This is a genomic window from Sorangiineae bacterium MSr11954, from assembly GCA_037157815.1.
GTDB lineage: Bacteria > Myxococcota_A > Polyangia > Polyangiales > Polyangiaceae > Pendulispora > Pendulispora albinea.
Genome location: CP089984.1, coordinates 9135259 through 9158983, shown reverse-complemented (window position 1 = coordinate 9158983; position 23725 = coordinate 9135259). Strand labels below are relative to the sequence as shown.

Sequence of the window (23725 nt, the reverse complement as noted above, 5' to 3'; positions counted from 1 at the left end):
TCAGGTGAGGTGCAGGACGACGAGGACGAGATCGATCAGCTTGATCCCGATGAAGGGGACCACCACGCCGCCGAGCCCGTAGATGAGAAGATTGCGCTTCAAGAGCGCGCTGGCGCCGATGGGGCGGTATGGGATCCCGCGGAGCGCCAGCGGAATCAGGAAAATGATGACCAGCGCATTGAAGATCACCGCGCTCATGATGGCGCTGCCCGGGGTGGCCAGGTGCATCACGTTCAGCCTGCCGAGCTGCGGGTAGGTGACCGCAAACGCCGCCGGAATGATGGCGAAGTACTTTGCAATGTCGTTGGCGATGCTGAATGTGGTGAGCGCGCCGCGCGTCATCAGCATTTGCTTTCCAATCTCGACGATCTCGATCAATTTGGTCGGGTTCGAGTCGAGATCGACCATATTTCCGGCTTCTTTGGCCGCCTGCGTGCCCGAGTTCATCGCCACCGCCACGTCGGCCTGGGCGAGCGCGGGGGCGTCGTTGGTGCCGTCGCCGGTCATGGCGACCAAGCGCCCGCCGGCTTGGTGCTCGCGGATCAATTTGAGCTTCGCCTCCGGGGTGGCCTCGGCGAGGAAGTCGTCGACCCCCGACTCGGCGGCGATGGCGGCGGCCGTGAGCGGGTTGTCGCCGGTGATCATCACCGTCTTGATCCCCATGCGCCGCATCTCTTGGAAGCGCTCCTTGATACCGCCCTTGACGATGTCCTTCAGCTCGATGACGCCGACCACGCGCGCGCCGTCGGCGACCACCAGCGGCGTACCGCCCTTCTTCGAGACCTCTTTGACCGTGCTCTGAACGGCCTCCGGGAACGCGGTTCCCTTGGCGCGCACATAGGCCTCGATGGCCTCCGACGCCCCCTTGCGCAGCTGCCGTCCCTCGGCGTCGACGCCGCTCATGCGCGTCTGCGCGGTGAAAGGAACGAAGACGGCGTTCAAATCATGCAAATTGCGCTCGCGAAGTCCGTATTTCTCTTTGGCGAGGACCACGATGCTGCGGCCCTCGGGGGTCTCGTCGGCCAGGGAGGAGAGCTGCGCGGCGTCGGCCAGCTCGGCCTCCGACACCCCGGGGGCCGGGTGGAACTTGGTGGCTTGGCGGTTGCCGAGGGTGATGGTGCCGGTCTTGTCGAGCAGCAGCACATCGACGTCGCCCGCCGCCTCCACCGCGCGGCCGGAGGTGGCGATCACATTGGCTTGGATCATCCGGTCCATACCGGCGATACCAATGGCGGAGAGCAGCCCGCCGATGGTGGTCGGAATGAGGCACACCAAGAGGGCGACGAGCACGGTGACGGTGACCGGTTGCCCCGATCCCGCCGCCTTGACGCTGAAGAGCGAGAACGGCAGCAAGGTCACGGTGGCCAGCAAAAAGACGATGGAGAGCACGGCCAAGAGAATGTTGAGCGCAATTTCATTGGGCGTCTTTTGGCGTTTGGCGCCCTCCACCATCGAGATCATGCGATCGAGGAAGGTCTCGCCCGGGTTTGCGGCCACGCGCACCACGATCCAGTCGGAGAGCACCGAGGTGCCCGCGACCACCGCGCTTCGATCGCCGCCGCTCTCGCGGATGACCGGCGCGCTCTCCCCGGTGATGGCCGCCTCGTTCACCGACGCGACGCCCTCGATGATCTCGCCGTCGCATGGAATGTCGTCGCCCGCCTCGATGAGCACCACGTCTCCTTTTCGGAGGGTGGACGAGGATACGACCGTGGCCTTGCCCTCGCGCCGGGGCTCGGAGAGCTTCTTCGCCGGGGTGTCCTTGCGCGCATTGCGAAGGGCATCGGCCTGCGCCTTGCCGCGGCCCTCGGCCATGGCCTCCGCGAAGTTTGCGAAGAGCACGGTGAACCAGAGCCACGCGGAGATGCCGAAGATGAAGCCCGCCGGCGCCTCCCCCGTGCCCACCAGCGCCTGCACGAAGAGCAACGTGGTGAGCACGCTCCCCACCAAGACGACGAACATGACGGGGTTCTTGATTTGATGTCGTGGATCGAGCTTCAAGAACGAGTCGACGATGGCGCGTTCGACGATGTTCGCCTCGAACAGCTTGCGCGGCGCCGCGCCGCCGCGGGCGACGGGGATGCCCGCGCGCGCTTGGGCGTGTGCTTCTTTTTTGCCGGAGGCCGCGATGAGCGAAAGCGAAGGACGCGCCGAGGGCGGGGCCTCGGGGATCGAGGGGGTCAGCGAAGATTTATCGTGCGTATTCATGATCAAGACCCCATGGCGAGGAGGTGCTCGACGATCGGGCCGAGCGCGAGGGCCGGAATGAAGGTGAGGGCGCCCACCAGGACGATGGTGCCGACGAGCATGGCCACGAACAGCGGCGTGTGGGTCGGCAAGGTGCCGCTGGTATGCGGGACGATCTTCTTCTTCGCGAGCGAGCCGGCGATGGCGAGCACCGGCACGATGAGCCAGAAGCGCGAGCCGAACATGCAAATACCGAGCAGCGTATTGTAGAAAGGCGTGTTGGCCGACAGCCCGCCGAACGCGCTGCCGTTGTTGTTCGAGGCGGAGGAGACCGCGTAGAGGATCTCGCTGAAGCCGTGCGCGGAGGGGTTGAATACCCCTCTTTGGCCCGCCTCCGTCATGCACGCGACCGCGGTGCCGATGAGCACCAGGGAGCCGGGCACCAAAATGACGATGGACGCCATCTTCATCTCGTAGGCCTCGATCTTCTTACCGAGGTATTCCGGCGTGCGCCCCACCATCAGGCCCGCGATGAAGACGGCGATGATGGCGAACATGAGCATGCCGTAGAGGCCGCAGCCGACGCCGCCGAAGATGATCTCGCCCAGCTGCATCAGCCACATCGGCACCAAGCCGCCGAGCGGGGTAAACGAGTCGTGCATGGCGTTGACGGAGCCATTGGAGGCCGCGGTGGTCGCGGTCGCCCAGAGGGCCGAGTTCGCGATGCCGAAGCGCACCTCTTTCCCTTCCATGTTGCCGCCGGACGAGAGCGCGCTCGCCGCTTGATCGATGGGGAGGCTCGCCAGCATGGGATTTCCCGCCTGCTCCTGCGACGCGCAGAAGAAGAGCAGGGGCACGAAGACCACGAACATGGCGGCCAGCACCGCCCAACCCTGCCGCGGATCGCCCACCATCTTTCCAAAGGTGTGGCAGAGGCCCGCCGAGATGATCAAAATGGCGAACACCTCGAGGAAGTTCGAGAGCCCCGTGGGGTTCTCCAGCGGGTGCGCGGAGTTGACGTTGAAAAAGCCTCCGCCGTTGGTGCCCAGCTGCTTGATGGCAATTTGCGAGGCGGCCGGGCCGAGCGCGATCACTTGATCGACGACGCTCTTGCCATCGGCGTCTTTGGTCCCTTCGACCAGGGTGGCCGACGCGTAGCTGCCAAACGTCTGCACGACGCCTTGCGAGACCAGGGCCAGCGCAAGGACGATGGAGAGCGGCACCAAGACGTAGAGCGTGCTGCGTACCAGATCGGACCAGAAGTTGCCGATGGTCGACGCGGTCCTCCGCGTGAAGCCGCGCAAAAGGGCGACCAGCACCGCCATGCCCACCGCCGCCGAAACGAAGTTCTGCACGGTGAGCCCCATCATCTGCGTGAAGTAGCTCAGGGTCGTTTCGCCGCCGTAGCCCTGCCAATTCGTATTGGTCCCGAAGCTGATGGCCGTGTTGAACGACGAGTCGGGGGTGACGGCGCCGAGGGCTTGCGGGTTGGCCGGGAGGACCCCCTGCACGCGCTGCAGAACATAAACGACCAGAATACCGACCAGGTTGAAGAGGAGGACCGCGACCGCATAAGTCTTCCACGTCATTTCCCGCTTTGGGTCGACGCGAAGAACGCGGTACGTGAGGTTTTCGAGCGGTCCGAAGATCTTTTGCGCGAACCGCGCCTCTCCCATGTAGACGCGGGCCATGTAGTCGCCGAGCGGCTTGGATACGGCTGCGAGGAGCACGCAGTACAAGACGAGCTGCAAGATGCCGCTGGTCGTCATCAGAACTTCTCCGGCTTGAGCATGGCGAACGCTAGATAAATGAAGAGCGCGACCGATAGGACTGCGCCCACGGTGTGAAAGATGGACATGGAGAGCTCCTGGTTCGTCAGACCCGTTCGCAAAGGTGCATGAGCGCGAGCATGGAGCCGAAGAGCGCCAAGGTGAGGCCGATGAAGATGATGTCCATGGACCGAAGTTCCTTCTCTCGTTTTCTACGGGGTAAGCTGCTTCTGCTGCTTTGTGCGAAACGCGAGCGCAACGTAGGTCCGCGCGAATCAAGACTGCATAAAGAGCGCACGACCCTGCGTTAAGATTGGATCAAGACGGAGCCGAACGGTACGATCCGAGCCCTCCCACGAGCCCACCTCGATCGATGCTTGCTCCTCGAACGCCGGTGGCTGAAGCAGCCTGGCGGCTTAACGCGTTCTTGATCCGCGAACGCCTAGCGTGCGCGGCGTGTTTACTCTTGCTCACACGCGCCGATCCCGCGTCTCCCAAGGATCCTTTCTGTTCGCCGTCTTGCTCTCCTCGGCTGCGCACGCGCAGGAGGTCGCGCCCCCCGCCGCGCCCGCGCCACCCGCACCGGCCGAGCCCGCGACCCCGGCACCCCAGCCCGCAGCGCCCGCGCTGCCATCCGTAAAGATTACGCCCTTTGGTTACGTGGAGGGCTATTTCGCTTACAACTTCAACCGGCCGTCGAACGGAATTACCAATTTCCGCGGCTTCGACAACCGGCACGACTCGTTCACCCTCTCCAACGCTGCGCTGGGCGCGAACCTCGAGGCGGGGCCGCTCGGCGCGCGCATCGTCATGCAGATCGGCTCCACGCCGAGCACCTATTACCTTGGCGAGCCATCCCTCCCGGGGAGCGGCTCCGTCAACGCGAGCGGACCGGAGCTATGGAAATACCTGCAAGAAGCGTACGTTTCGTACAAGGCACCGGTTGGACGCGGGCTTCAGTTTCAGCTCGGGTTGTTCGCCTCGCCGATCGGTTACGAAGTGTTGGCCGTCAAAGACAACTGGAACTGGTCGCGATCCAACCTGTTCTTCGGGCTTCCATTTTATCACGCCGGCCTTCGCGCGACCTACGAGTGGACGAACGAGCTCTCGTCCACGATCGCCGTCTTCAACGGCTGGAACAACGTGGTCGACAACAACGAAGAAAAGAGCCTCCAGGCCAATGTCACATACAAATTACCGGATAAGCTCCTGGTCCAGCTCCTGTACTTCGGCGGCATCGAGCGCTCGTCCGGGGCCCCCGAAGGCCGTTATTGGCGCCATCATGTCGACGCCATCGCGCAGTACGACGCCACCCCCTGGCTCTCGGTGGCCGGTCAAGCCGATTACGGCTGGGAGCCGAACCGCTTTGGAACGGCGCGCTGGGTCGCCGGCGCCCTCTACGCGCGCGTAAAGCCGATGAATCGCGTGTACGTCGCGCTGCGCGGCGATCGCTTCCACGAGCACCTGGCCACGTCCAGCGCGGGCTCCAGCTCGCCGCTCTTTTGGGGCGGGGTCGAGTGGGTCAGCTCGACCACCGCCACCCTCGACATTCGCCCGCACGATCAGCTCTCGCTTCGCCTGGAGTACCGCCGCGACATGGCCGACGCGCCGCTCTTCTATGGCCGCCATGTCCAAGGCGATGGAAGCGCCGCGAACCCGTACGTGGCCAGCGAGGACACGCAGGACACGGTGCTCTTCGGCGCCACGGCTTGGTTCTAATGCGAGTATGCACGCCATGCCCGAGCCCGCGGCCGGACGCGATTCAGCGCGCGGGGATGCGCAACGTGATCGACGTCCCGTGCTCGAAGCCCTCGGTGCGGCTGTCCACGTCGATGGATCCCCCGTGGGCGGTGACCACGTCGTGGATCAACTTCAGCCCCAAGCCGGCGGCGTGCGTCTTTCCGGTCGCGCGCTGAAAGAGCCAGGGCACTTTGTCCTCCGGGATACCGGGGCCGTCGTCTTGGACCGACAGGATCACTTCCCCGGTCCCGGGCGCGTAATCCAGGTAGACGTGAATGGATCCTCCCGGCATGAGCCGCGTCCCCGGCCGCGTGTAGCGAAGCGCATTTCCCGCCAAGGTCGCGATGGCCCAGGCGATTTTCTCGGGATCGATGCGCGCGGCGGGCGGCACCTCGTCGGTCGTGTGGATTCGAAATTCGATGTCGAGACGGGCCGCCTGGTCGGCGAGCGCCTCGAGGCTCGAGGCGAGGAGCTCCCGCAGATCGGTGAGCGCACGGCGTAATGGAATCGCTTCGAGACGTCCTGGGCCCGCGGCCGTCTCCGTCGTCGTGGCCATCTGCTCCGTCATGATATTCATCTTAGCCGAGGCGAGCTGCCGTTCCACCACAGCACGCTGTGACTCTTAATGTCTTTTTTATGCCGAGCGGGGTCGGCGCGCCGATCGATCTTTGGACTTCATCGCATTATGCTCGCGGCCACATGAGCGACGGCCGTCCCGACCCCGATCTCCTCCTGCAGCGCGTGCGGGAAGAGGAAACGCGAGCCAAGAGCGGCAGACTCACCATCTTCTTTGGAGCGGCCCCCGGCGTGGGAAAGACCTACGCGATGCTCGAGGCCGCGCGGGCGGAGAGCGCCAACGGGCGCGACGTGGTGGTGGGCGTGGTCGAGACCCATGGCCGCTACGACACGGCGGCGCTCCTCTTGGGGCTCGAGATCCTCCCGCGCCGCACCATCGTGCACCGCACCGTGGAGCTCGAGGAGCTCGACCTCGATCACGCGCTCACGCGCCGCCCCGGGCTCCTTTTGGTCGACGAGCTCGCGCACACCAACGCGCCCGAGATGCGGCATACGAAGCGCTGGCAGGACGTGGTGGAGCTGCTCGACTCGGGCATCGACGTCTTCACCACCCTCAACGTGCAGCACGTCGAGAGCCTGAAGGACGTGGTGGCGCAGATCACGCACGTCATCGTCGCCGAGACGGTGCCCGACTCGATCCTCGACCGGGCCGACGACATTCGGGTCATCGATCTCCCGGCCGACGAGCTGCTCGAGCGCATGCGCGACGGCAAAATCTACGTGCCCGAGCAGGCGCGCCGCGCGGTCTCCAACTTCTTCCGCAAAGGAAATTTGATCGCGCTGCGCGAGCTCGCCCTCCGCCGCACGGCCGAGCGGGTCGACGCGCAGATGCGGCTCTGGAAGCGGGAGCACGGCATCGAGCGCGTGTGGCCGGCGGGCGAGCGCGTCTTGGTGTGCGTGAGCCCGAGCCCCACCTCCGCGCGCCTGGTGCGCGGCGCGCGCCGCCTCGCCAGCTCGCTCCACGCGGATTGGATCGCCGTCTATGTCGAGACCCCCGCGTCGCTCCGCCAGAGCACGGAGGACAACCGGCGCGTGGCCGCCAACCTGCAGCTCGCGCAGCAGCTCGGCGCCGAAGCGGTGACCATCACGGGGGCCAAGGCCGCCGAGGCCGCGATGGTGTACGCGCACCAGCGCAACGTGACCCGCGTGGTGGTGGGAAAGCCGACCCACTCGCGCTGGCGCGATCGCTTGAAGGCCTCGTTCCTCGACGAGATCGTGCGCCACAGCGGCGACGTCGACGTGTACGTCCTCTCCGGAGAGCAAAAAAACAATGGCTCCGCGCGCGGCGAGCGCGCCCCCGCGCCGGAGCACTCGGAGCCCACCGGCTACGTGGCCGGCGCCGTCGCGGCCATCGTGGCCACGGGCATCTCGACCCTGATCTTTCGCGGCGCCCTGCCCGCGCAGCTCCCCGATACGGTGATGGTCTACCTGCTCGGCATCGTGCTCGTCTCCATGCGTTTCGGCTTCGTGCCGTCGATGGTGACGGCGGTGGTGAGCGTCGTCTGCTACGACTTTTTCTTCATCCCGCCGTATTTCGCGTTCGCCGTGGGCGATTTTCGGCACCTCATGACCTTCGGCGTGATGCTCCTCGTCGCCGGCATCATCAGCCGGCTCACCACGCGCGTGCGCGAACAGGCCGCGTCCGCGGGCGATCGGGAGCGCCGAACCGCGAGCCTCTACGCCATGAGCCGCGAGCTGGCCACCGCCAAGACCTTGGAGCAGGTGGTGGCCACCGGCACCCGGCACGTGGCCGACGTCTTCCACGTGAAGGCCGTCATCTTGCGGCCATCGGGGCGCACGAACACGGAGCGCGTGGGAAGGCTCGTACCCATCGCGCACGAGGTGGCGACGTTCGAGCTCGACGACAAGGAAGAAGGCGTGGCGAGCTGGGTCTGGCAGCATGCGCAGCTCGCGGGCACCGGCACCGACACCTTGCCCTCGGCGCGCGGACTGTATCTCCCCATCCGCGCCTCGCGCGGCGTGCTCGGGGTGCTCGGCGTAAAGCCCGATAGCCCCGAGCTGCTGCTCGATCCGCAACGGCGCCAGCACCTGGAGGCGTTCGTGAGCCAAATCGCCGCCGCCATGGAGCGCGCCGAGCTCGCCGAGGAGGCGCAGCGCGCGCGCGTTCAGGTCGAGTCCGAGCAGCTCCGCAACGCGCTTCTCAGCTCCGTTTCACACGATCTGCGCACCCCGCTGGCGGTGGTGACGGGGGCGGCCAGCACCTTGCTCGAGGGGAACGTGGGCGGCGACACGCGCCGCGAGCTCACGGAGACGATCCTGCACGAGAGCGACCGCCTCGCCCGTCTGGTGCGCAACCTGCTCGACGCCACGCGCCTGGAGGCGGGCTCCCTTCGCGTGCACAAAGAGTGGCAGCCGCTGGAAGAGGTCGTCGGCTCCGCCCTGCACCGGCTCGATTCGGCGCTGGTGGGACGCTCCATCTCGACCGATTTGCCGGGCGATTTACCCCTGGTCGCCCTCGATTCCGTGCTCATCGAGCAAGTGTTGGTGAACCTCCTCGAAAATGCTGCAAAATACACTCCACCGCATGCACCGATTGCCATCGAAGCGCGAGCGCGCATCCAAGAAAGCGAAGTTCAAGTGACGGTCGCCGATCGCGGTCCCGGCATCTCACCGGGTGAAGAGGAACGAATTTTCGAAAAGTTTTTTCGCGCTCAACAGAACACGACCGGCCTCCGGGGCGGCGCGGGCCTGGGGCTCACGATCTGCCGCGGCATCATCGCCGCCCATGGTGGCCGCATCTGGGCCGAGAACCGTGACGGCGGCGGCGCCTTCTTTCACTTTACGCTGCCCATCGAGGGAGAGCCGCCCAGGCTGGAGCTTTCGCCATGACCGAAGTCATCCCGCGCATTCTGGTGGTGGAAGACGAGCCGCAGATGCAAAAATTCCTTCGAGCCTCGCTGACGAGCCACGGATACCGAGTGGTTGAATCTGCCACCGGTGGCGACGGTCTCATGCAGGCCCAGACGCATAATCCCGATTTGGTCCTCCTCGATTTGGGGCTGCCCGACATGGATGGACTCGAGGTCACCAAAGGGCTCCGCGCGTGGACGGCGACCCCTATCATCGTCATCAGCGCGCGCGGCCAAGAGGAGGACAAAATCCGCGCGCTCGACGAGGGCGCCGACGACTATCTGACGAAGCCTTTCAGCACGGGCGAGCTGATGGCGCGCATCCGCGTCGCCCTGCGCCACGCGATGCGTTCGGGGCTCGAGCGCGCCGAGCCGGTGCTCGAGGTGGGCGGCTTGAAGATGGATCTCGACAAGCGCCAGGTCTTCGTCGAGGGCGCCGAGGTCCATCTCACCCCCATCGAATACAAACTTCTGACCGTGCTGATGAAGAACGCAGGCAAGGTGTTGACCCACCGTCAGCTGCTCAAGGAAGTATGGGGACCGGCCTACGCGACCCAGACGCAATACCTTCGCGTCTACATGGTCCAACTCCGCCACAAGCTGGAACGCGAGCCGGCGCGCCCGCGCTATCTGGTGACCGAGCCGGGCATCGGATATCGGCTGAAGACGGAGGATTGACCCTCGACCGCGACGCGTGAATCCGCTTCGAGGCCGTCTTGATCGCATCTTGATCCGGCGGGGCCTATTAACGAAGCGTGGGACTTCCACCGAGGAGAACGCGCGCCATGGATCGAGCAACCGAGCTTCCGGAGACTTCGCACCGAGCCTCGCTCGAGACGGGCGTGCTCGTGGTCGCGTTCGCGGTCTGGGTCGCCAGCGTCGTGCGCGTCGTCGGCACCTTGGCCTACCAAGAGCCATTCGGTGCCGAGCCCACCCTGGCGTTGTTGATGGCGCTTCTGATGAGCCGCCTGCTCGTCGCCCCGCTCGCCTCTCGGTTCGTGCGCTTGCGTCGCCGGCTCCAAAACCGATAGAGTGAAGTCGTCCGCGCATGCGCGGCGTCGAGCGATCGAACGAACGATCGATCGAGTTGGAGGGGCAATCCGCATGAGCAGCGCCACGTCACCACCGCCTTCCGCGGGCGAAGCTCCGCGCATGCGCGCTGGCCAATTGCACGAAGCCGTCGCGCTGATCGACGAGCTGCCCCCCGCGGTCGCGCGCGCCATCTACGGCCGCTACAATCCGGATCATCTACGAGAAATCGTGCAGGCTACACGCCTCACGTGGGTGCCCATCGAGTACGGCATCCAGCTGGCCGTCGCCTACCAAGACGTGCTCGGCGAGAAGGACACCTTCAACTGGGGCCGCGCCACCATGCTGCGCGTCACCTCCCGCCCCTGGATTCGCCCGCTTCGGGACACGGCCATCCGAATCTTCGGCCTCACCCCGCGCGGCCTCTATCGCTTCGCCCCCCGATTCTGGGACGCCGTCTACAGCCGCAGCGGCGAGCTCATATGCCTATCCCGCGCCGAGGGCGCCGTCACCATCGTGCTCAACAACATCCCCAAGGCGATGCTCGGCGCCCCCGGCCACCTCACGGCCATGGCGGGCGCGCTGGCCGCCGCCTTGGAGTTCTGCGAGGTGCGCGGCGACGTCTGGATGCGCCCCCTCACCGCCGGCGACAATCGATGCAGCTTCGACGTGATCTGGACGGAGCGCAAAGAGGCCTCCGCGCACGAGTGATCGCGGCGACGCCATCCGCTGCATGGGATCGAGAGGAACCGCCGGGCGCGAGGACGCCAGGCGCGAGCTTCCAAACATTCGTATCCCAAGCTCTCTCACGTGTTCCAATGACGAAATTGGCGCAATCGAAATAACAATCGCTCGCCCTAGCGCCCCTGGCGTCCTCGCGGTCGTCTCCTCACTTCGAAGCGTGCTCGCTGATTCGATACGAACCATTTCGTTTCGCGCGAGCCATGTCCGCGGGTGAAACCCGTGGTTGCCATTTCCATCTGCCGGCGAGCGGAAATCGGTTTCCAATGATGACGTGCCGTAACGAACAATGATGATGTACCGTTTCGACATCGCTCGATGCGAAGCGGGGCCATTCGCCATGTGACGAACGTCGTTCGAGCAAACGTCGGAGCACTGGTCTTTTTCGGGCGGAACGCGCACCGCAGACGGAAATCGCGCAGCCGGAAATTTTAGGGCGTCATGTTTTGCCGACCGCGCCACGGGCGGCGACGCTCGAGCTTCCACAGCGACATTCGTCGCGCAGCGAAATGGCGAAATTGGCAGCCCATCGTACGGTGAATTGGCGAAATCGATTTACAAGGATGGTTAATGTCTATATGCACGATCTCGTTTGGAGGGGTGCTCGAATTTCGCAGTCTTCCGAATTCGCAGTTTGCGGTGTGACTCACATGTTGTAACGCATAGCTGTAATATGTGTTTGCCGATACACAATTGGCCTTGACCATTCGGTCAAAGGCAACTCGCCGGTGACTATTGTGAAGTATCGGAGGAAATTCTCATGCTAAACCTGATTTCCGCGGTGGCCGTCAGCCTGCCGCTGTTGGCTCTTCCGTTGGCTACCGATGCAGATACAGCTAATTTCGATTGGGGAGGGAGACCCCCTCCCGACAAGATCGTGATCGACGTGGTGACGGTGAACGGCTCCGGGTGCCCGCAGAACACGGCCGCCGTCGCCGTTTCCCCCGACAACACGGCGTTCACCGTGACATACAGCCAGTTCATGGCGCAGGTCGGTGGTAATTCCAATCCCACGGATATCCGTAAAAACTGCCAGCTAAATCTGCGCGTGCACGTCCCCCAGGGCTTCACGTATGCGATCGCGCAGGCCGACTACCGAGGCTTTGCGCACCTGGAACGCGGGGCCACTGGCCTGGAACGGGCGAATTACTACTTCCAGGGCAACTCGCCGACGTCCTTCCGGAACCACAATTTTTCGGGCCCAATGGACGACGACTGGCAGGCGACGGACACCACCGACGTGGCCGCACTGGTCTACAAGCCGTGTGGCGAAGAGCGTAACTTCAATATCAATACCGAGCTGCGCGTGGGCCTGGGGTCCTCGAGCGCGAGCAAAGTCAGCTTCATTGCCATGGATTCGACGGACGGCGCCATCAATACCACCTACCATTTCGCGTGGAAGACGTGCCCGTAGTCGGCCGATCCAGCGCCACGATCCGACGGTGAGCCCGCGACCGATACCCTGATCGGACAGGTGCGGCCATCGCCGATCGCCCTCCTATCGATCGCGAATGCCGCGCCTGTCCGGTGTTCCGACGTATGCTGCCCTTTAGGGCGCAGAGCTCTGCGCCGTCACGGCCGGCGTGTGCCCGCGTTCATTCAATTGTCCACGGCTTCGAAGGCACGCAGCTGGGCAGCGAAGCTTCCTCCCTCCAAGCGATGGGCCTCCCCCCGTTGCGCGCTGGTGGTGCGTGCGTCGTCGGGGGAGGTGCCATCGCGCTCTTCGGAGGAGAACGAGCGCGCTTCGGCTACTTCCCGGACCCGCCTCTCCGTGTCGAGCCTGGCCCGCTCCTTCTCCCTCTCCTTTTCCTTCGCCTCGCGCCAGGCGGCGATTCGCTCGTCCTCCTCGTAGAAACGGGAGGAATCGAGCGGCCCGCTGAAGAACTCCGTGGGAGGAATGGCCGGCGCACGACGCAGCCGTGCAGGACTTGGACGTGTGCTCGGATGCGCCTCGATCAGGCGCGCGTTGGAGCCCCGCACGTCGTGGGGGCGTTCGCGCCGCATGACGGAGGCGCTCAGTCGCAGGCGGAATCGTTCTTTGAGAGCTTCCGCTTCGTGCTCCAGATCGTCGGCGTCGGGAGGGATGGGCGCTTTCCCTTTGATGGCATCCAGCCGGTGCCCCAATCCTTCGAGGGACTTCACCCAATCGGGCCGGCTCTTGGTGTCCACCGACAGAAGCTCGATGGACCGTGCGATATCGTCGTACTCCGCGTGGGCGAGATTGTGTTGCCCGGCCCTTTCCAAGTAGCGAAAGAACGTTTGCAGTGCGACGAGGCCGGCGGCCGTCATGCTCACCACCGCCAGCGCGATCTTCAGCGGCAGGCTGGTGGCCGCCTTTTCGATGGTGCCGAAGATGGTCGTGCCGACGATGGCGCCCATCAACGTGCTCGGAACGCCCAGCCAATAGTGCCTGCGTTCGAGGCGCACCGCGGCCCTGCGGTGGCTCTTGCTGGAGACCTGGGCCCACGCTTGCCACTCTGCGAGCAGGTCCTTGATGTCCGGAGGTGGGTGACTCCCCATCGCTCGGTCGAACTCCATGACGCGGGATTGACGAGAGCGAGGGGATTCGTCTTCGTTTTCCGTCGTGACTGCCAATCTGACACTTCCACACGAGATTACATCGCCCGCCATGATGTAGGCTTTTTCGACGGGCACATCATTGAGCCGCGTTCCGTTGACGGAGTCGAGATCGGTAATGCGGAATCGGTGGCCGACACAGTCGATGGCGAGGTGGCGCGCCGACACCGTGCGATCGCTGACGCGCAGATCGGACAACTCCTCCGTGCCTATGTGGATGCGCATGTCTGGGAAGACGACGACGGAGTTTCCGGCGTCGACACCGTCCATCACCGAGACACGGATGGCCCGTGCCGGGGTTTCACGTTCTGGCGGGAGTGTGTGGCGTTCCTCGCGGGTCATAGGTAGAGCCTTTCCTTGCCGTCGCAAGACGGCATTGGACCGGGGCTCTCTGCCGAACCTTGGCTCCCCGCACCGTTCGATCGATCCTGTTGCGGCATGACGTACCCCCCCCGGTGATGGAGGCGCGCGTCGGATCGCGCCCCCGCTCTATTGACGCTCAGGATGACCATCTCCTTCCAATGAACGCATTGGCCGTTGGAAAGTTTTGGCTGAGCGACGGCGCTTTTCAATCCGACGTGCGCACGACATCGAAGCCGGCGTTGATTGCCATTCAATCCAATTCCTTAATATCAATTTCGCTGGAATAGCGACTTTTACGGAATGACCGCGCCGGATGCGGCGAGTTTCGGCCGCCGATCCGAGCTACCTATTTCTAGCTTCGGATTGCGCTTTCGCAAGGGCATCGCGGATGCTCGCGCGGGGGCGGCGCAGCGCACGAGGAGCGTCGTCGAGAGCGCTTCCTTGAGGCTCCAAGGGCGATGTCGAACGATGAACGATGCGCGAACGCCGTCACGAATCACGTTACGATTCGACTCCGTATCCGACTTCGCGACCTACGGATCGTCCGTTCGCCTGGAATTTCCGCCATAATATTGACGTCACGTGCGACGGGGAAGACATGATCGCGAACCGTCAATATCCGCTCACGTGAGGATCGTAACCGTAGGTGCGAGCGACGAGCTCCATGCGATCCGGCGCGCCGCGATGCGAATGCGTCTACCCGCTTGGACGCGATGCAACGAGGTACCCTGGCGCGTTTTGCGGCTGCGCATCATCGATGGATCGCGCTTTCCCGCAGGCTCGAGCGAAGCGGCGCTCAATCGGTCGGACGCCGCGGTTTCGAGCGTGATCCCTATCGCACCAAGTCCGTTTCTCAAGCATGGTCAGCCGGAAACGCGATATCGCACAAGAGCGCCGGCGGAGCTTTGTTCGTGCGGCGAGGTTGCATCGCCGTTCGACTATCGCTCCTTCGAGCTTGGATAGGTCGTTCGAGGTTCATATAACATCGAAGCTGGCGAAGTGGCGTTTTCCGCGCGCTGCCCGAGGATCGCGGATCGAACCGAGGGCGCTGGGGATGGGCCCCAACAGGCGAGGTTTGGACAGCACCTCGTTCACCTGGGTTACGAGCTGGTCCGCGGCCGGGTCCACCGCGACGAACGACGTGTCGAGGGTGAGCGGGTCGGCCGCCTCCGCCGGGCGCCCGCTGGAGAGCCCCAGCTTGGCGAGCCAGAGCGCGTTCTCGCACTCCCCAGGCCAGAGCCCCAAGCCGCGCACGAAGCGCGTGGAGGACGCGCTCACCTCGGCTGCCGTCGCCTCGTCGGTCTTGGAGACGTACGCGTCGGAGGCGCGAGGGAGGTTTGCCATTCGTCCTGGGAGAGGCGCTGGAACACACGCGCCGTCATCTCGTTCGGGAGTGGGCTGGACTCCGACTCTTTCTCGCGGCCGTCGACGGGATGCCGTTCTTCTGGGAGAACGGGATTGCCAAATTGCTGACCGCGGTATTTTGCTGGCGGTCACCAGACCCAGCTGACGCGAGCACGAGGCGCCGCTTCGAGGCGTCGATGTCGGCTCGATCGGCGGGCTGGCGCATGGCGGGGGCTCCGTCGCACCTGGGCCGCCGAAGAGCTGGATCCGGCGATTCGGCGTGCGCCCGCCGAAGGCGCCAAAGCGCGGCGGCTAGGGAGTAACCCACCGCCCATTCAACATGACGCGGCGAATATTGCGCATGGCGCGGATGTTTTGGAGGGGATCCCCTTCGAGCAAGACGAGATCGGCCGATTTGCCCTTTTCGATGCTCCCGAGCCGATCGTCGGCGTGAAAGAATTGGGCGTTGCGCGAGGTCCCCGCGACGATGGCATCCATCGGGCTCATGCCGCTCTCCACCAAAAGCTCGAGCTCGTGCTGATATCCCCAGCCACGCTCACCATGCGGTCCCGACGAGTGCGAGCCGACGGCGATGCGCACGCCGCGCGCGTGGGCTTGCCCCACGAAGGCGAGCATATTTCGAAATGCGCGCACGTGAGCTTCGGTCGTCTGGTCATCGCCCGGCCGGCGCTCGAAGGCCTCGAGGCCGGGGACGAAATACGTTCCTTTCGTTGCCAGGAGGCCGAGCACCTCGCCGACGCGCGGAGAGCTCAAATCGACCGAGCTCCACACCTGATAACGCCCTTCGGAGCGCGCTTTGTTGTCGGCGATGACCGCCTGGCGATACTTCTCGGCTTCGCGCGTGGGGAGCAGGGAGGGGCCGAACGACGTGACGAACTCGATGCCGTCGACCCCCGCGCGGATGGCGTCGCGCGCGTCCACGATTTCGAGGTGGGCCGTGACGGGGACGCCCCGCGCGTGCGCCGCATCGGCGACGCTCCGGATCAAGCCGACGGGGAGACGAAAATACGCCTTGATGGCCGACGCGCCCTGGTCCACGAAGCGGTTGACGGCGATCTCCGCCTCTTCGCCGTCGCGGACGATGAACGAGTCGGTCGGATAGGCAGGGGGCGGGGAGTCGAGGTGCGGGCCCGTGAGAAAGAGCCGCGGGATGGGGACGTTCGAGCCGCGCGGTACGTCGTAGGCTTCGATCCATTGGCCCGGATCGCGCACGGCGGTGATTCCATGCTGGAGAAAGAGCGAAGGGAGCTCGTTGTCCCCGTCAATCGTGAAGAACGCGTCGATCAAGCCGGGCAACAGCGTGAGCCCGTGCGCGTCGACGATCTCGGCGTCCGCAGGGACCCGCACGCGCTCCTTGGAGCCCGCCGCCAGGATGCGGTCCCCGCGCACGAGGACGACCGCGTCCTCGACGGGCGGGTTGCCACGCCCATCGATGAGCGTCGCCCCCACGACGGCGACGGGCTTCGAGGGATCGCCGGAGGGGACGGGGTTGACCTCGTGCAACCCGAGCGACGTTCGCTTCCCGTCATCGGCGGGGTCTCCGCCCTGGCAGCCGGCGGCCGCGATGCCGATGAAGGCGGATATCGCGGCGGCGCTCAACCAATGGATCTTCTTCATCATCGTCTCCAATTTCGTTTGGGAGAGAGCTCGTGCAGCCGTGCCTGCGCGGTCACGGATCGACGGATTGGAGCCTCGCTACGAGCTCGCTGGAGGCGTGAAACGCCCAGTTGTAGGCGCGCGGCGGGGCGTTCAGGTTCAAGGTGACGGCGCGCGCGAGCTGATCGTCGAACCGCCTCCGAAAGCGACTCCGCTGTTCGGGATCGCGCGTGAAATAGATGCCCATGGCCAGGCTGTATGCGATCTCCATACAATGCGCGGAGGTGGACTCGGCCGGGTCACCGGGCGGCGCCGGCAAAGAGTCCGCCCCGAGACAATCGACGACGTAATAAGGGACCCCGCTGGGCTGGAACCCCTTGCGGTCGAGGAACTCGCACCAGCGCACGATCATGTCCGGGATGCGCGGATCGGACGTGATGCGCCACGCGTGCGAGAGGGCCGCGACCAAGATCGCCGTCATCCACGGCGACGTTGCCCCCGGCAGGCGGGTCTCGCTCGGATCGTACAGCGCCCAATTTTGCCGCCAGGAGCCGTCGGCGGCGTGGCCGTCGGGCGGCCGCCGTTGATGCGTGTAAAGTGCATTGATATGCTCGTAGATCGTGCGGAGGTAGGCCAGGTCTCCGGACATCTCCCATCCGTGCGCGATGCCGAGGAGCGATATCGCCGCGTGGCGCGTGGTCCAAAAGGGGCGGTCCTGCTCGGGATCGACGTCGACCGGCGGCTCCGTGTATCGCTCCGGCCGGTACCACGGGTCCCAGCGCGTAAGGCAGAATCGCGCCATCCTGTCGGCCGCCACCCGCGCGCGCGGATCACCCGTCAACAACGAGTGAAGGTGCATCGATTGCGGATAGACGTATTTGAGATCGCGGCCCTTCAGCTTGAAGATCCCGGCGTCCGGCCCCTCGAGCTCCGTCTGCAGGCGCACGAAGTTGGCCGCGCGGTACGCGGCGTCCAAGAACTTGCCGTCGCCCGTTCGGACGTATTGTTTGTACCACGTGCTCGGTCGGTCGAAGAGCCACGTGCTGAAAACCTTGCTATCGACGTACCGGAGCGAGCCGGGGAAGTTGCGCTCCACGGCGGCGTCGTAGGCCGCATAGGCGCCCGAACGGGCCGCGGGCACCTGGGGGCCGCCGACTCCCGATCGGCAAAGCCACTCGGCGGGTAAGAGCGGCAGGACCCGCGGTCCGGTGAGCCCCTCCGGGTCGAGTAGCGTGTCCTCGATGGGCACGAGCTGCCGCCTGGCCTCGGGGAGCTCTCCCGTCACGATCTCGATTTGGAGCCGTTGCGCGTCGCCAAAATCGATTGCAGTCTGCACCTGCGCGGCGCGCAAGGACGCATCCAGCGGCCACGCTTCGATCTCCCGCGCCACCGACGGCAACTCCCGGCCGTTCGGGGCGAGCACGCGAATGCGCCGCGCGTCGTCGAGTAAGCCCGGTGGCAGCGGCAGGCCGAGATTGACCACTTCGAGCCCATTGCCTGTGCTGCGCCTTACGAGCTCGACGGGAATGCGCTCGGAAGACGCGGTCGCGTAGCAACGAGACAGCAGCAAAATGCTGCTTCCACCCAGAAAGGCACGGCGCGAGAGCACGTTCGATGCTCCCCCGGAAAGTATATCAAGTTTCAAAGTAATCCGACTACTACTCGATATTCTTCGCGTTGCAAGGCTTCCGCGCGTCATGGCGCGCCAGTTCGCATTCGCCGCCGCGGTGGCGTGGAATGTCTCGTGATCGCATGTTCGGGTGTTGCGATGAGCTATCTTCGATGTCCCTCGATATCGGGAGCGCAGGAAGACCCTTGACCTCAACTTAGGTCGAGGTCCCACGGTATGGTCGACGCGCATTGGGCGCACCACGACCAGGATACTCTCATGTCCAACCCTCTCTCCCTCCCCGACCTCACCCGATCCGATGCCGCGAGCATCATCACCAGCACCTGGCGCGTTGGAGGTCGCGAGCGCCAGCGGGCGGCGGCAGACGCGACGATGTCCCTATGGGATCGTCTGCCGTGGCCTGAAGATTGTATTTCGCTGAACTGCTATTTGAGCACCGACGGTCAGCTCATTTGGTTTCTCGGGCAGTGGACGAGCGAGGAGGCTCACCGCGTCTTTACGCGCACGCAGCGTGAAGAGATCGCGCGCGGCGTCGACGGTGTCGTCCCGAACATCGAGCGCCTGGGCGTGATTCGGTCGCGGCGGCACACGAGCCTGCCCCGCCCGGAGGGCGTATATCCGGGTTGCATCGTCGTGGTCACCATCGCCACCGACGATCCCGCGCGCCAGGTCCGCGTGGCGGAGACGATGGCGGCGCACGTGGCGCGTCCGCCGTCGGGCACGTCGTTGGCGGGCGGGCTCGGCGCGCATCTCTTCTTCAGCACCGACGGCACGCGCGTCCTCAACTACGCGGAGTGGACCAGCGAACGCGCGCACCAAGAGGCGCTCGATGGCGGCGCGCTGGGGAGCAAACGTGGTATCTTCGATGGTATGGCCGGAATCCAAGGTATCGGGGTCGACCGGTACACGCTTTATCGCCGGCTCGTTCGCCCCGCGCGTTGAACGGTGATGGCTCAGCGATCGGTGTAGTCGTCCACCACGCGCTTCACCTTGTCCAGCGCGCGCCGCAAGGTGTCCAGATCGGTCGAGCCGAGGGCCAGGCGGAGCGCGTGGGGTACGTGTGCGGCGGTGGCGAATGGCTCCGCGGTGGAGACGGAGACGTGCTCGCGCAAGAGCGCGGCGGTGATTTGGTCGGCGCGTACTTCCTCGGGGAGGGGGAGCCAGAGGAAGTACGACGCGGGATGGCCGATATGAGGTAGTCCCGCCAGAGCGTCGCGGGCGATGGATTGCCGGGTCCTTGCGTCGTTGCGCTTTTGTGTCTCCAATCGGGTGACGGTGCCGTCGTCGAGCCACCGGCACGCGATGGCGGTCATCACGGCGGGGGTGTTCCACGTGGTGGCGCGTATCGTGCGTTCGATGGCAGGCACCCACGAGGTGGGGGCCGCGATGAATCCAAAGCGCAGACCGGTCGCGACGCTCTTGGAGAGCCCCGAGACGTAGACCGTCGTTTCGGGGGCGAGCGCGGCCAATGGAGGGGGCGGCCGCTCCGCGAGGAAGGCGTATGCGGCGTCTTCGAGGATGAGGAGCCCGTGTCTTCGCGCGATCTGAACTAACCGCGCACGGTGATCCGCCGGCGTGACCCACCCCAAGGGATTGTGCAAGGTCGGTATCGTGTACACGGCGCGGACTCGCCGGTTCGCGCAGAGCTGCGCGAGGGCGTCGAGATCGGTGGCGTGGCCTGCGGCGGGCAGCGGTGCCAGCTCCAAGCGGAGCGTGCGGGCGAGCACCTTGAAGCCGGCATACGTCAAGGCATCGACGGCCACCACGTCGCCGGGCTTCAGCAGGGCCATCGCGGTGGCGGCCAATCCGTGTTGGGCACCATTGACGATGAGGACTTGGTCGGCGCCAATCCGCAACCCGCGCTGTTTTAGATGGCGCGCCACCGTGGCCCGCTCGTGCGGCCGCCCGCGATGCGGCTGGTAGCGCAAGAGGGCCGAAAGGTCGCCCGAGGACGCGAGCTCGCGCAGCGCGCGGCGCAGCATGTCGGCTTGACCGGGCAGCGCGGGGTAGTTGAAGCTGAGATCCACCGTGTCCGGCGCCGCGGCCGGCTGATCGATGCCATGGCCAGGCGGGAGCGCGGTGTCGCGGACGAAGGTGCCTCGGCCGCGCTCCCCGCTCACCAGGCCCATGGCTTCGAGCTCGGCGTAGACGCGGGTCGCCGTCACCAACGCCAGCCCCTCGCTGGCCGCGAGTTGGCGATGCGTCGGCAACCTCGCGCCCGACGGCAACCGGCCCGCGCGGATATCGGCCGCCAACGCGTCCACCACGCTTTTGTATCGCGAGAACGCCATGCCGATTGTATGCATGACAATTCTTTGATTGTATAGGACCTTGGTCCTACGGTGATGGGATGCATATCGCCATCCTCACGTTCGAGGGCTACAACGAGCTCGACTCCCTCATCGCGCTCGGCGTCCTCAACCGGGTCAAAAAGTCCGACTGGCGGGTGTCCATCGCGAGCCCGACCCCGCGCGTCCGTTCGATGAACGGTGTGGTCATCGAATCGATGGTCACGCTGGAAGAGGCCAGCGCTGCGGACGCGGTCATCGTGGGCAGCGGGGTGAAGACCCGCGACGTCGTCGACGACCGCGCGCTCATGGCGCGGCTGCGGTTCGATCCCGCGCGGCAGCTGCTCGCGGCGCAATGTTCGGGAACGTTGGTGCTGGCCAAGCTCGGATGGCTCGACGGTGTCCCCGCGTGCACCGATCTGACGTCCAAACCTTGGGTCCAGGAGGCGGGCGTGGAGGTGCTCGACCAGCCCCTCTTCGCCAAGGCCAATGTCGCCACGGCCGGAGGGTGCCTCGCGTCGCATTACCTCGCGGCTTGGATGATCGCCCGCCTGGAGGGTGTCCAGGCGGCCGAGAGCGCGCTGCACTATGTCGCCCCCGTCGGGGAGAAGGACGATTACGTGGCACGCGCGATGCGAAACATCTCGCCCTACCTGTGATCCACGGATCCATCGATCGCCGACCGGGCCCGTCTTGCGCAATGGCGGCCGCGTCGTACGTTCTGTCCTTCAACGGGCGAGCGCTGCAACGCAAAGAGCCAATCCGCGAAAGAGACGACGCATGGCACGTTACGAGCTGCGGGAAGGTACATCGAATAAGTTCTGGGAAATTGCGCTGGAAGGAACGTCATTTACGACGACCTACGGAAAAATCGGCACCGATGGACAGATGAGCCTCAAGGAGTGGGACTCGGAGGAACGCGCGAAGAAGGAGCATGACAAGCTCATCGCCGAGAAGGTGAAGAAGGGCTATTCGCTCGTATCCGGCGAAGACGCGGGCCACGAACCTGCTCCGGCGAAAGCCCCCGCCAAGCCTGCCGAAAAACCGGCCCCGGCGAAGTCCGTCCCGAAGGCCGCGTCCAGTGCGCCTATCCCGTCGAGCCCGTCGAGCCCGTCGAGCGCGCCTATCCCGCCCGTCGCCTCGATTGCCTCCGCCTCGGCGAGCGACGACGCCGGCGCACGATACTTCGAATTCGAAGATGGCAAGTCGAGCAAATTTTGGGAGATCGAGCTCGTAGGAAACGGCTTTACGACCCGGTATGGCCGCAAAGGCGCCGATGGTCAGCAAAGCTTGAAAGAGTACGAATCGGACAGCAGGGCGCGGGCCGAATACGAAAAGCTCGTGGCCGAAAAGGTCAAGAAGGGGTACGTGGAGAGGAAGTAGCCCCCTCGCGGGCCTCGAGCGCGGCGATGCGATCCAGAAATGCGCGGCCGCGCTTTTCGTCCGTCATGTGGACGAACGCGGCCATGCCTTTGAGCTGCGCCAAGGACTCCTCGCCCTTTCCGGCGGGGGGCGGGCGGCCCTTCTCGCGGTTGAAGATCGCGGCCTTGAGCCGGCGAACCACATCGCGGGGGACGCGCGCGGCCGGCACGCCATCGCGCGCTGCCGAATTGACGACGAGCCCCGTGACGCGCTGGCTCATGCCCGAGCGCATCACGGCGGTCTTCTTGGCGTGGACGCGGAACCCTTCGCTGGCCAGGATCGCGTGAACGCCGTGAAGGAGCTGCCCCACGGGCGGTCGCGTATCGGCGTGGTACGAAAAGGCCAGATCGTCGGCATAACGCGAATAGGTAAAGCCCATCATGCGCGCCAATCCGGACATGCGCCGATCGAGGCGCCGGCAAATGGCATTGGTGATCGCCGGTGAGGTGGGCGCGCCTTGAGGGCACGCCCGCGGACCTTTGGCTACATAAAGCGTTTGCCCGCGGAATTGGACGACGTCGCGCGGGGGCTCCGTGGCGACCAGGGCGATCAGGGTGGCCACGTTCTCCGGCAGGCCCGCCTTTCGCAGCATGCCTTTGATGCGGCGCAGGGTCACCGTGGGGAAGAAGTCTTTGACGTCGACCTTGACGATCAGCCGGGCGCCCGCGTGGACCGCCGCGTTGGTCGCGATGGACCGCGCGCTCAAAAAGCCGTGTGCGGCGCCGTGCACCGGCAGCTTCTCGAACACATTGCGGAGCAGCCAGCGCTGGGCGGCCTTGAGCTCGGGTTTTGGCGCCGTAATCATACGGCGCGAGCCATCGCGCTTGGCGATGGTCCAAAAGCGGTAATGCGACGCCGACTCCACCTCGCGGTGGTACGCGAGCCAGCGGAGCTCCGGGACGGTGATGCCCAATGCCTTGGCCAAGGACGCGGGCGAGTCCAGATCGCCCAGCCCGTTCTCCTTGGCGCGCGCCACCCGGAGGTCGCGCTCCTTTGCCGGCTCGTCGTTGTCGTCGCAGTAGAAGACGCCGGAGCCCACGTGCGAGACGTGCGTGGCGAGGTAGGCCTTCCAGGCGAGCTTGGCGAGGCGGCGCTTCTCCACCGCCTCGACCCGCTTTTTCTCTTTGAAAGAGGCCTTTTCGGACTCGGCCAAGGTCGATGGATCCGTGTCGACGAAGAGGCCTCTCTGGCGCAATTCGCCGTCGATCCACGCGTCGTTGCCGCCGGCTTCCTCGATGGCCTTCCACCGCGCGATGTCCTGCTGGCGTGCGGCTGCGCGCTTCTTTCGCTGGTCGCGCGCGCGCTCGGTGGCGTCCGCGGTGGGGGCGGGGAGCTTCTCGAGGTCGAGGACGACCAACGGCGTGGCGGCGACGGATTCGGTCACGAGAAAATAGCGAGAGTGCGAACTACGAAACAACGAGGGCCCGAGTGAGGGCGCGAGAACATCACCTTCCTACTTTGGGCACGGTAGTCTCACCGGCTCTCCGTCGGGAGACCTCCTCCCGCATGAGCAGGAACACCGGATGCGATGTTGTCTCAGCTCTGCTCGTGCGGGAGGAGGTCTCCCGACGA

19 protein-coding genes are annotated in these 23725 nt (G+C 65.2%); 9 read left to right on the top strand and 10 right to left on the bottom strand.

All coding sequences use genetic code 11. The annotated features are described in order from the left end of the window. From kdpB to kdpF, 3 genes are read right to left on the bottom strand one after another with little or no spacing between them, the layout of a single operon-like run. Positions 1–2208 carry a potassium-transporting ATPase subunit KdpB gene (gene kdpB / locus LZC94_35740; protein ID WXB13185.1) on the bottom strand — a complete coding sequence of 736 codons (2208 nt, stop codon included), beginning with the start codon at positions 2206–2208 and terminating at the stop codon, positions 1–3. A 2-nt stretch (positions 2209–2210) separates the two neighbouring features. Then, positions 2211–3956, bottom strand: a complete 1746-nt coding sequence (gene kdpA, locus LZC94_35735) for a potassium-transporting ATPase subunit KdpA (GenBank protein ID WXB13184.1) — start codon at positions 3954–3956, stop codon at positions 2211–2213. Continuing rightward, positions 3956–4045: a K(+)-transporting ATPase subunit F gene (gene kdpF / locus LZC94_35730; GenBank protein WXB13183.1), complete on the bottom strand. Its 90-nt coding sequence runs from the start codon at positions 4043–4045 to the stop codon at positions 3956–3958. Before kdpF ends, kdpA begins: the two co-directional genes overlap by 1 nt. 367 nt (positions 4046–4412) lie before the next feature. Here kdpF and LZC94_35725 point away from each other — a divergent pair, with 367 nt between their 5' ends. Further along, positions 4413–5675, top strand: coding sequence for a porin (locus tag LZC94_35725; protein ID WXB13182.1), 1263 nt, complete (start codon positions 4413–4415; stop codon positions 5673–5675). Positions 5676–5718: 43 nt separating this feature from the next. Here LZC94_35725 and LZC94_35720 read toward each other — a convergent pair whose 3' ends face one another. Beyond that, positions 5719–6264: a HAMP domain-containing histidine kinase gene (locus LZC94_35720; protein ID WXB13181.1), complete on the bottom strand. Its 546-nt coding sequence runs from the start codon at positions 6262–6264 to the stop codon at positions 5719–5721. Positions 6265–6395: 131 nt separating this feature from the next. Here LZC94_35720 and LZC94_35715 point away from each other — a divergent pair, with 131 nt between their 5' ends. From LZC94_35715 to LZC94_35695, 5 genes are all read left to right on the top strand, one after another. Beyond that, positions 6396–9122: a sensor histidine kinase KdpD gene (locus LZC94_35715; protein ID WXB13180.1), complete on the top strand. Its 2727-nt coding sequence runs from the start codon at positions 6396–6398 to the stop codon at positions 9120–9122. Positions 9123–9130: 8 nt separating this feature from the next. Further along, positions 9131–9820, top strand: a complete 690-nt coding sequence (locus tag LZC94_35710) for a response regulator (protein ID WXB20289.1) — start codon at positions 9131–9133, stop codon at positions 9818–9820. A 107-nt stretch (positions 9821–9927) separates the two neighbouring features. Beyond that, positions 9928–10173: a hypothetical protein gene (locus LZC94_35705; protein ID WXB13179.1), complete on the top strand. Its 246-nt coding sequence runs from the start codon at positions 9928–9930 to the stop codon at positions 10171–10173. A gap of 73 nt (positions 10174–10246) precedes the next feature. Next, positions 10247–10882 carry a hypothetical protein gene (locus LZC94_35700; protein WXB13178.1) on the top strand — a complete coding sequence of 212 codons (636 nt, stop codon included), beginning with the start codon at positions 10247–10249 and terminating at the stop codon, positions 10880–10882. Between the two features lie 790 nt (positions 10883–11672). Next, positions 11673–12326 carry a DUF4360 domain-containing protein gene (locus LZC94_35695; protein WXB13177.1) on the top strand — a complete coding sequence of 218 codons (654 nt, stop codon included), beginning with the start codon at positions 11673–11675 and terminating at the stop codon, positions 12324–12326. A gap of 185 nt (positions 12327–12511) precedes the next feature. Here the strand turns inward: LZC94_35695 and LZC94_35690 are convergent, their stop codons facing one another. The 4 genes from LZC94_35690 to LZC94_35675 form a co-directional block, all read right to left on the bottom strand. Beyond that, on the bottom strand, positions 12512–13450 hold the full coding sequence (locus LZC94_35690; protein ID WXB13176.1) for an SLATT domain-containing protein: 939 nt from the start codon (positions 13448–13450) through the stop codon (positions 12512–12514). 1377 nt (positions 13451–14827) lie between these two features. Continuing rightward, the gene (locus LZC94_35685; GenBank protein ID WXB13175.1) at positions 14828–15196 is read right to left on the bottom strand and encodes a hypothetical protein; all 369 of its coding nucleotides are present in this window, start codon (positions 15194–15196) and stop codon (positions 14828–14830) included. 312 nt (positions 15197–15508) lie between these two features. Next, positions 15509–16837 carry an amidohydrolase family protein gene (locus tag LZC94_35680; protein ID WXB13174.1) on the bottom strand — a complete coding sequence of 443 codons (1329 nt, stop codon included), beginning with the start codon at positions 16835–16837 and terminating at the stop codon, positions 15509–15511. 49 nt (positions 16838–16886) lie between these two features. After that, positions 16887–18422, bottom strand: coding sequence for a hypothetical protein (locus LZC94_35675; protein WXB13173.1), 1536 nt, complete (start codon positions 18420–18422; stop codon positions 16887–16889). A gap of 279 nt (positions 18423–18701) precedes the next feature. Between LZC94_35675 and LZC94_35670 the strand changes: the two genes are divergently transcribed. Next, entirely contained in the window at positions 18702–19385 is a 684-nt protein-coding gene (locus tag LZC94_35670; protein ID WXB13172.1) for an antibiotic biosynthesis monooxygenase, read from the top strand. 11 nt (positions 19386–19396) lie between these two features. On the opposite strand, the gene LZC94_35665 is transcribed toward LZC94_35670, so the two are convergent. Then, positions 19397–20749, bottom strand: coding sequence for a PLP-dependent aminotransferase family protein (locus LZC94_35665; protein WXB13171.1), 1353 nt, complete (start codon positions 20747–20749; stop codon positions 19397–19399). Between the two features lie 44 nt (positions 20750–20793). Here LZC94_35665 and LZC94_35660 point away from each other — a divergent pair, with 44 nt between their 5' ends. Together LZC94_35660 and LZC94_35655 are read left to right on the top strand one after the other, a co-directional pair. Continuing rightward, complete coding sequence (locus tag LZC94_35660) at positions 20794–21390, top strand: DJ-1/PfpI family protein (protein ID WXB13170.1); 597 nt, start codon at positions 20794–20796, stop codon at positions 21388–21390. 121 nt (positions 21391–21511) lie between these two features. Beyond that, positions 21512–22114 (top strand): WGR domain-containing protein, encoded by a 603-nt coding sequence (locus LZC94_35655; protein WXB13169.1) that lies wholly within the window; start codon positions 21512–21514, stop codon positions 22112–22114. On the opposite strand, the gene LZC94_35650 is transcribed toward LZC94_35655, so the two are convergent. Continuing rightward, entirely contained in the window at positions 22086–23537 is a 1452-nt protein-coding gene (locus LZC94_35650; GenBank protein ID WXB13168.1) for a reverse transcriptase family protein, read from the bottom strand. The two genes, LZC94_35655 and LZC94_35650, sit on opposite strands and share 29 nt — an antisense overlap. Positions 23538–23725 lie beyond the last annotated feature (188 nt).

Coding starts and splice junctions, on each gene's coding strand:
- LZC94_35690 (WXB13176.1), bottom strand. CDS start 13,450: ATGGAGTTCGACCGAGCGATGGGGAGTCACCCACCTCCGGACATCAAG.
- LZC94_35665 (WXB13171.1), bottom strand. CDS start 20,749: ATGCATACAATCGGCATGGCGTTCTCGCGATACAAAAGCGTGGTGGAC.
- LZC94_35700 (WXB13178.1), top strand. CDS start 10,247: ATGAGCAGCGCCACGTCACCACCGCCTTCCGCGGGCGAAGCTCCGCGC.
- LZC94_35705 (WXB13179.1), top strand. CDS start 9,928: ATGGATCGAGCAACCGAGCTTCCGGAGACTTCGCACCGAGCCTCGCTC.
- LZC94_35720 (WXB13181.1), bottom strand. CDS start 6,264: ATGACGGAGCAGATGGCCACGACGACGGAGACGGCCGCGGGCCCAGGA.
- LZC94_35680 (WXB13174.1), bottom strand. CDS start 16,837: ATGATGAAGAAGATCCATTGGTTGAGCGCCGCCGCGATATCCGCCTTC.
- kdpF (WXB13183.1), bottom strand. CDS start 4,045: ATGTCCATCTTTCACACCGTGGGCGCAGTCCTATCGGTCGCGCTCTTC.
- kdpA (WXB13184.1), bottom strand. CDS start 3,956: ATGACGACCAGCGGCATCTTGCAGCTCGTCTTGTACTGCGTGCTCCTC.
- kdpB (WXB13185.1), bottom strand. CDS start 2,208: ATGAATACGCACGATAAATCTTCGCTGACCCCCTCGATCCCCGAGGCC.
- LZC94_35695 (WXB13177.1), top strand. CDS start 11,673: ATGCTAAACCTGATTTCCGCGGTGGCCGTCAGCCTGCCGCTGTTGGCT.
- LZC94_35660 (WXB13170.1), top strand. CDS start 20,794: ATGCATATCGCCATCCTCACGTTCGAGGGCTACAACGAGCTCGACTCC.
- LZC94_35670 (WXB13172.1), top strand. CDS start 18,702: ATGTCCAACCCTCTCTCCCTCCCCGACCTCACCCGATCCGATGCCGCG.
- LZC94_35655 (WXB13169.1), top strand. CDS start 21,512: ATGGCACGTTACGAGCTGCGGGAAGGTACATCGAATAAGTTCTGGGAA.
- LZC94_35685 (WXB13175.1), bottom strand. CDS start 15,196: ATGGCAAACCTCCCTCGCGCCTCCGACGCGTACGTCTCCAAGACCGAC.
- LZC94_35715 (WXB13180.1), top strand. CDS start 6,396: ATGAGCGACGGCCGTCCCGACCCCGATCTCCTCCTGCAGCGCGTGCGG.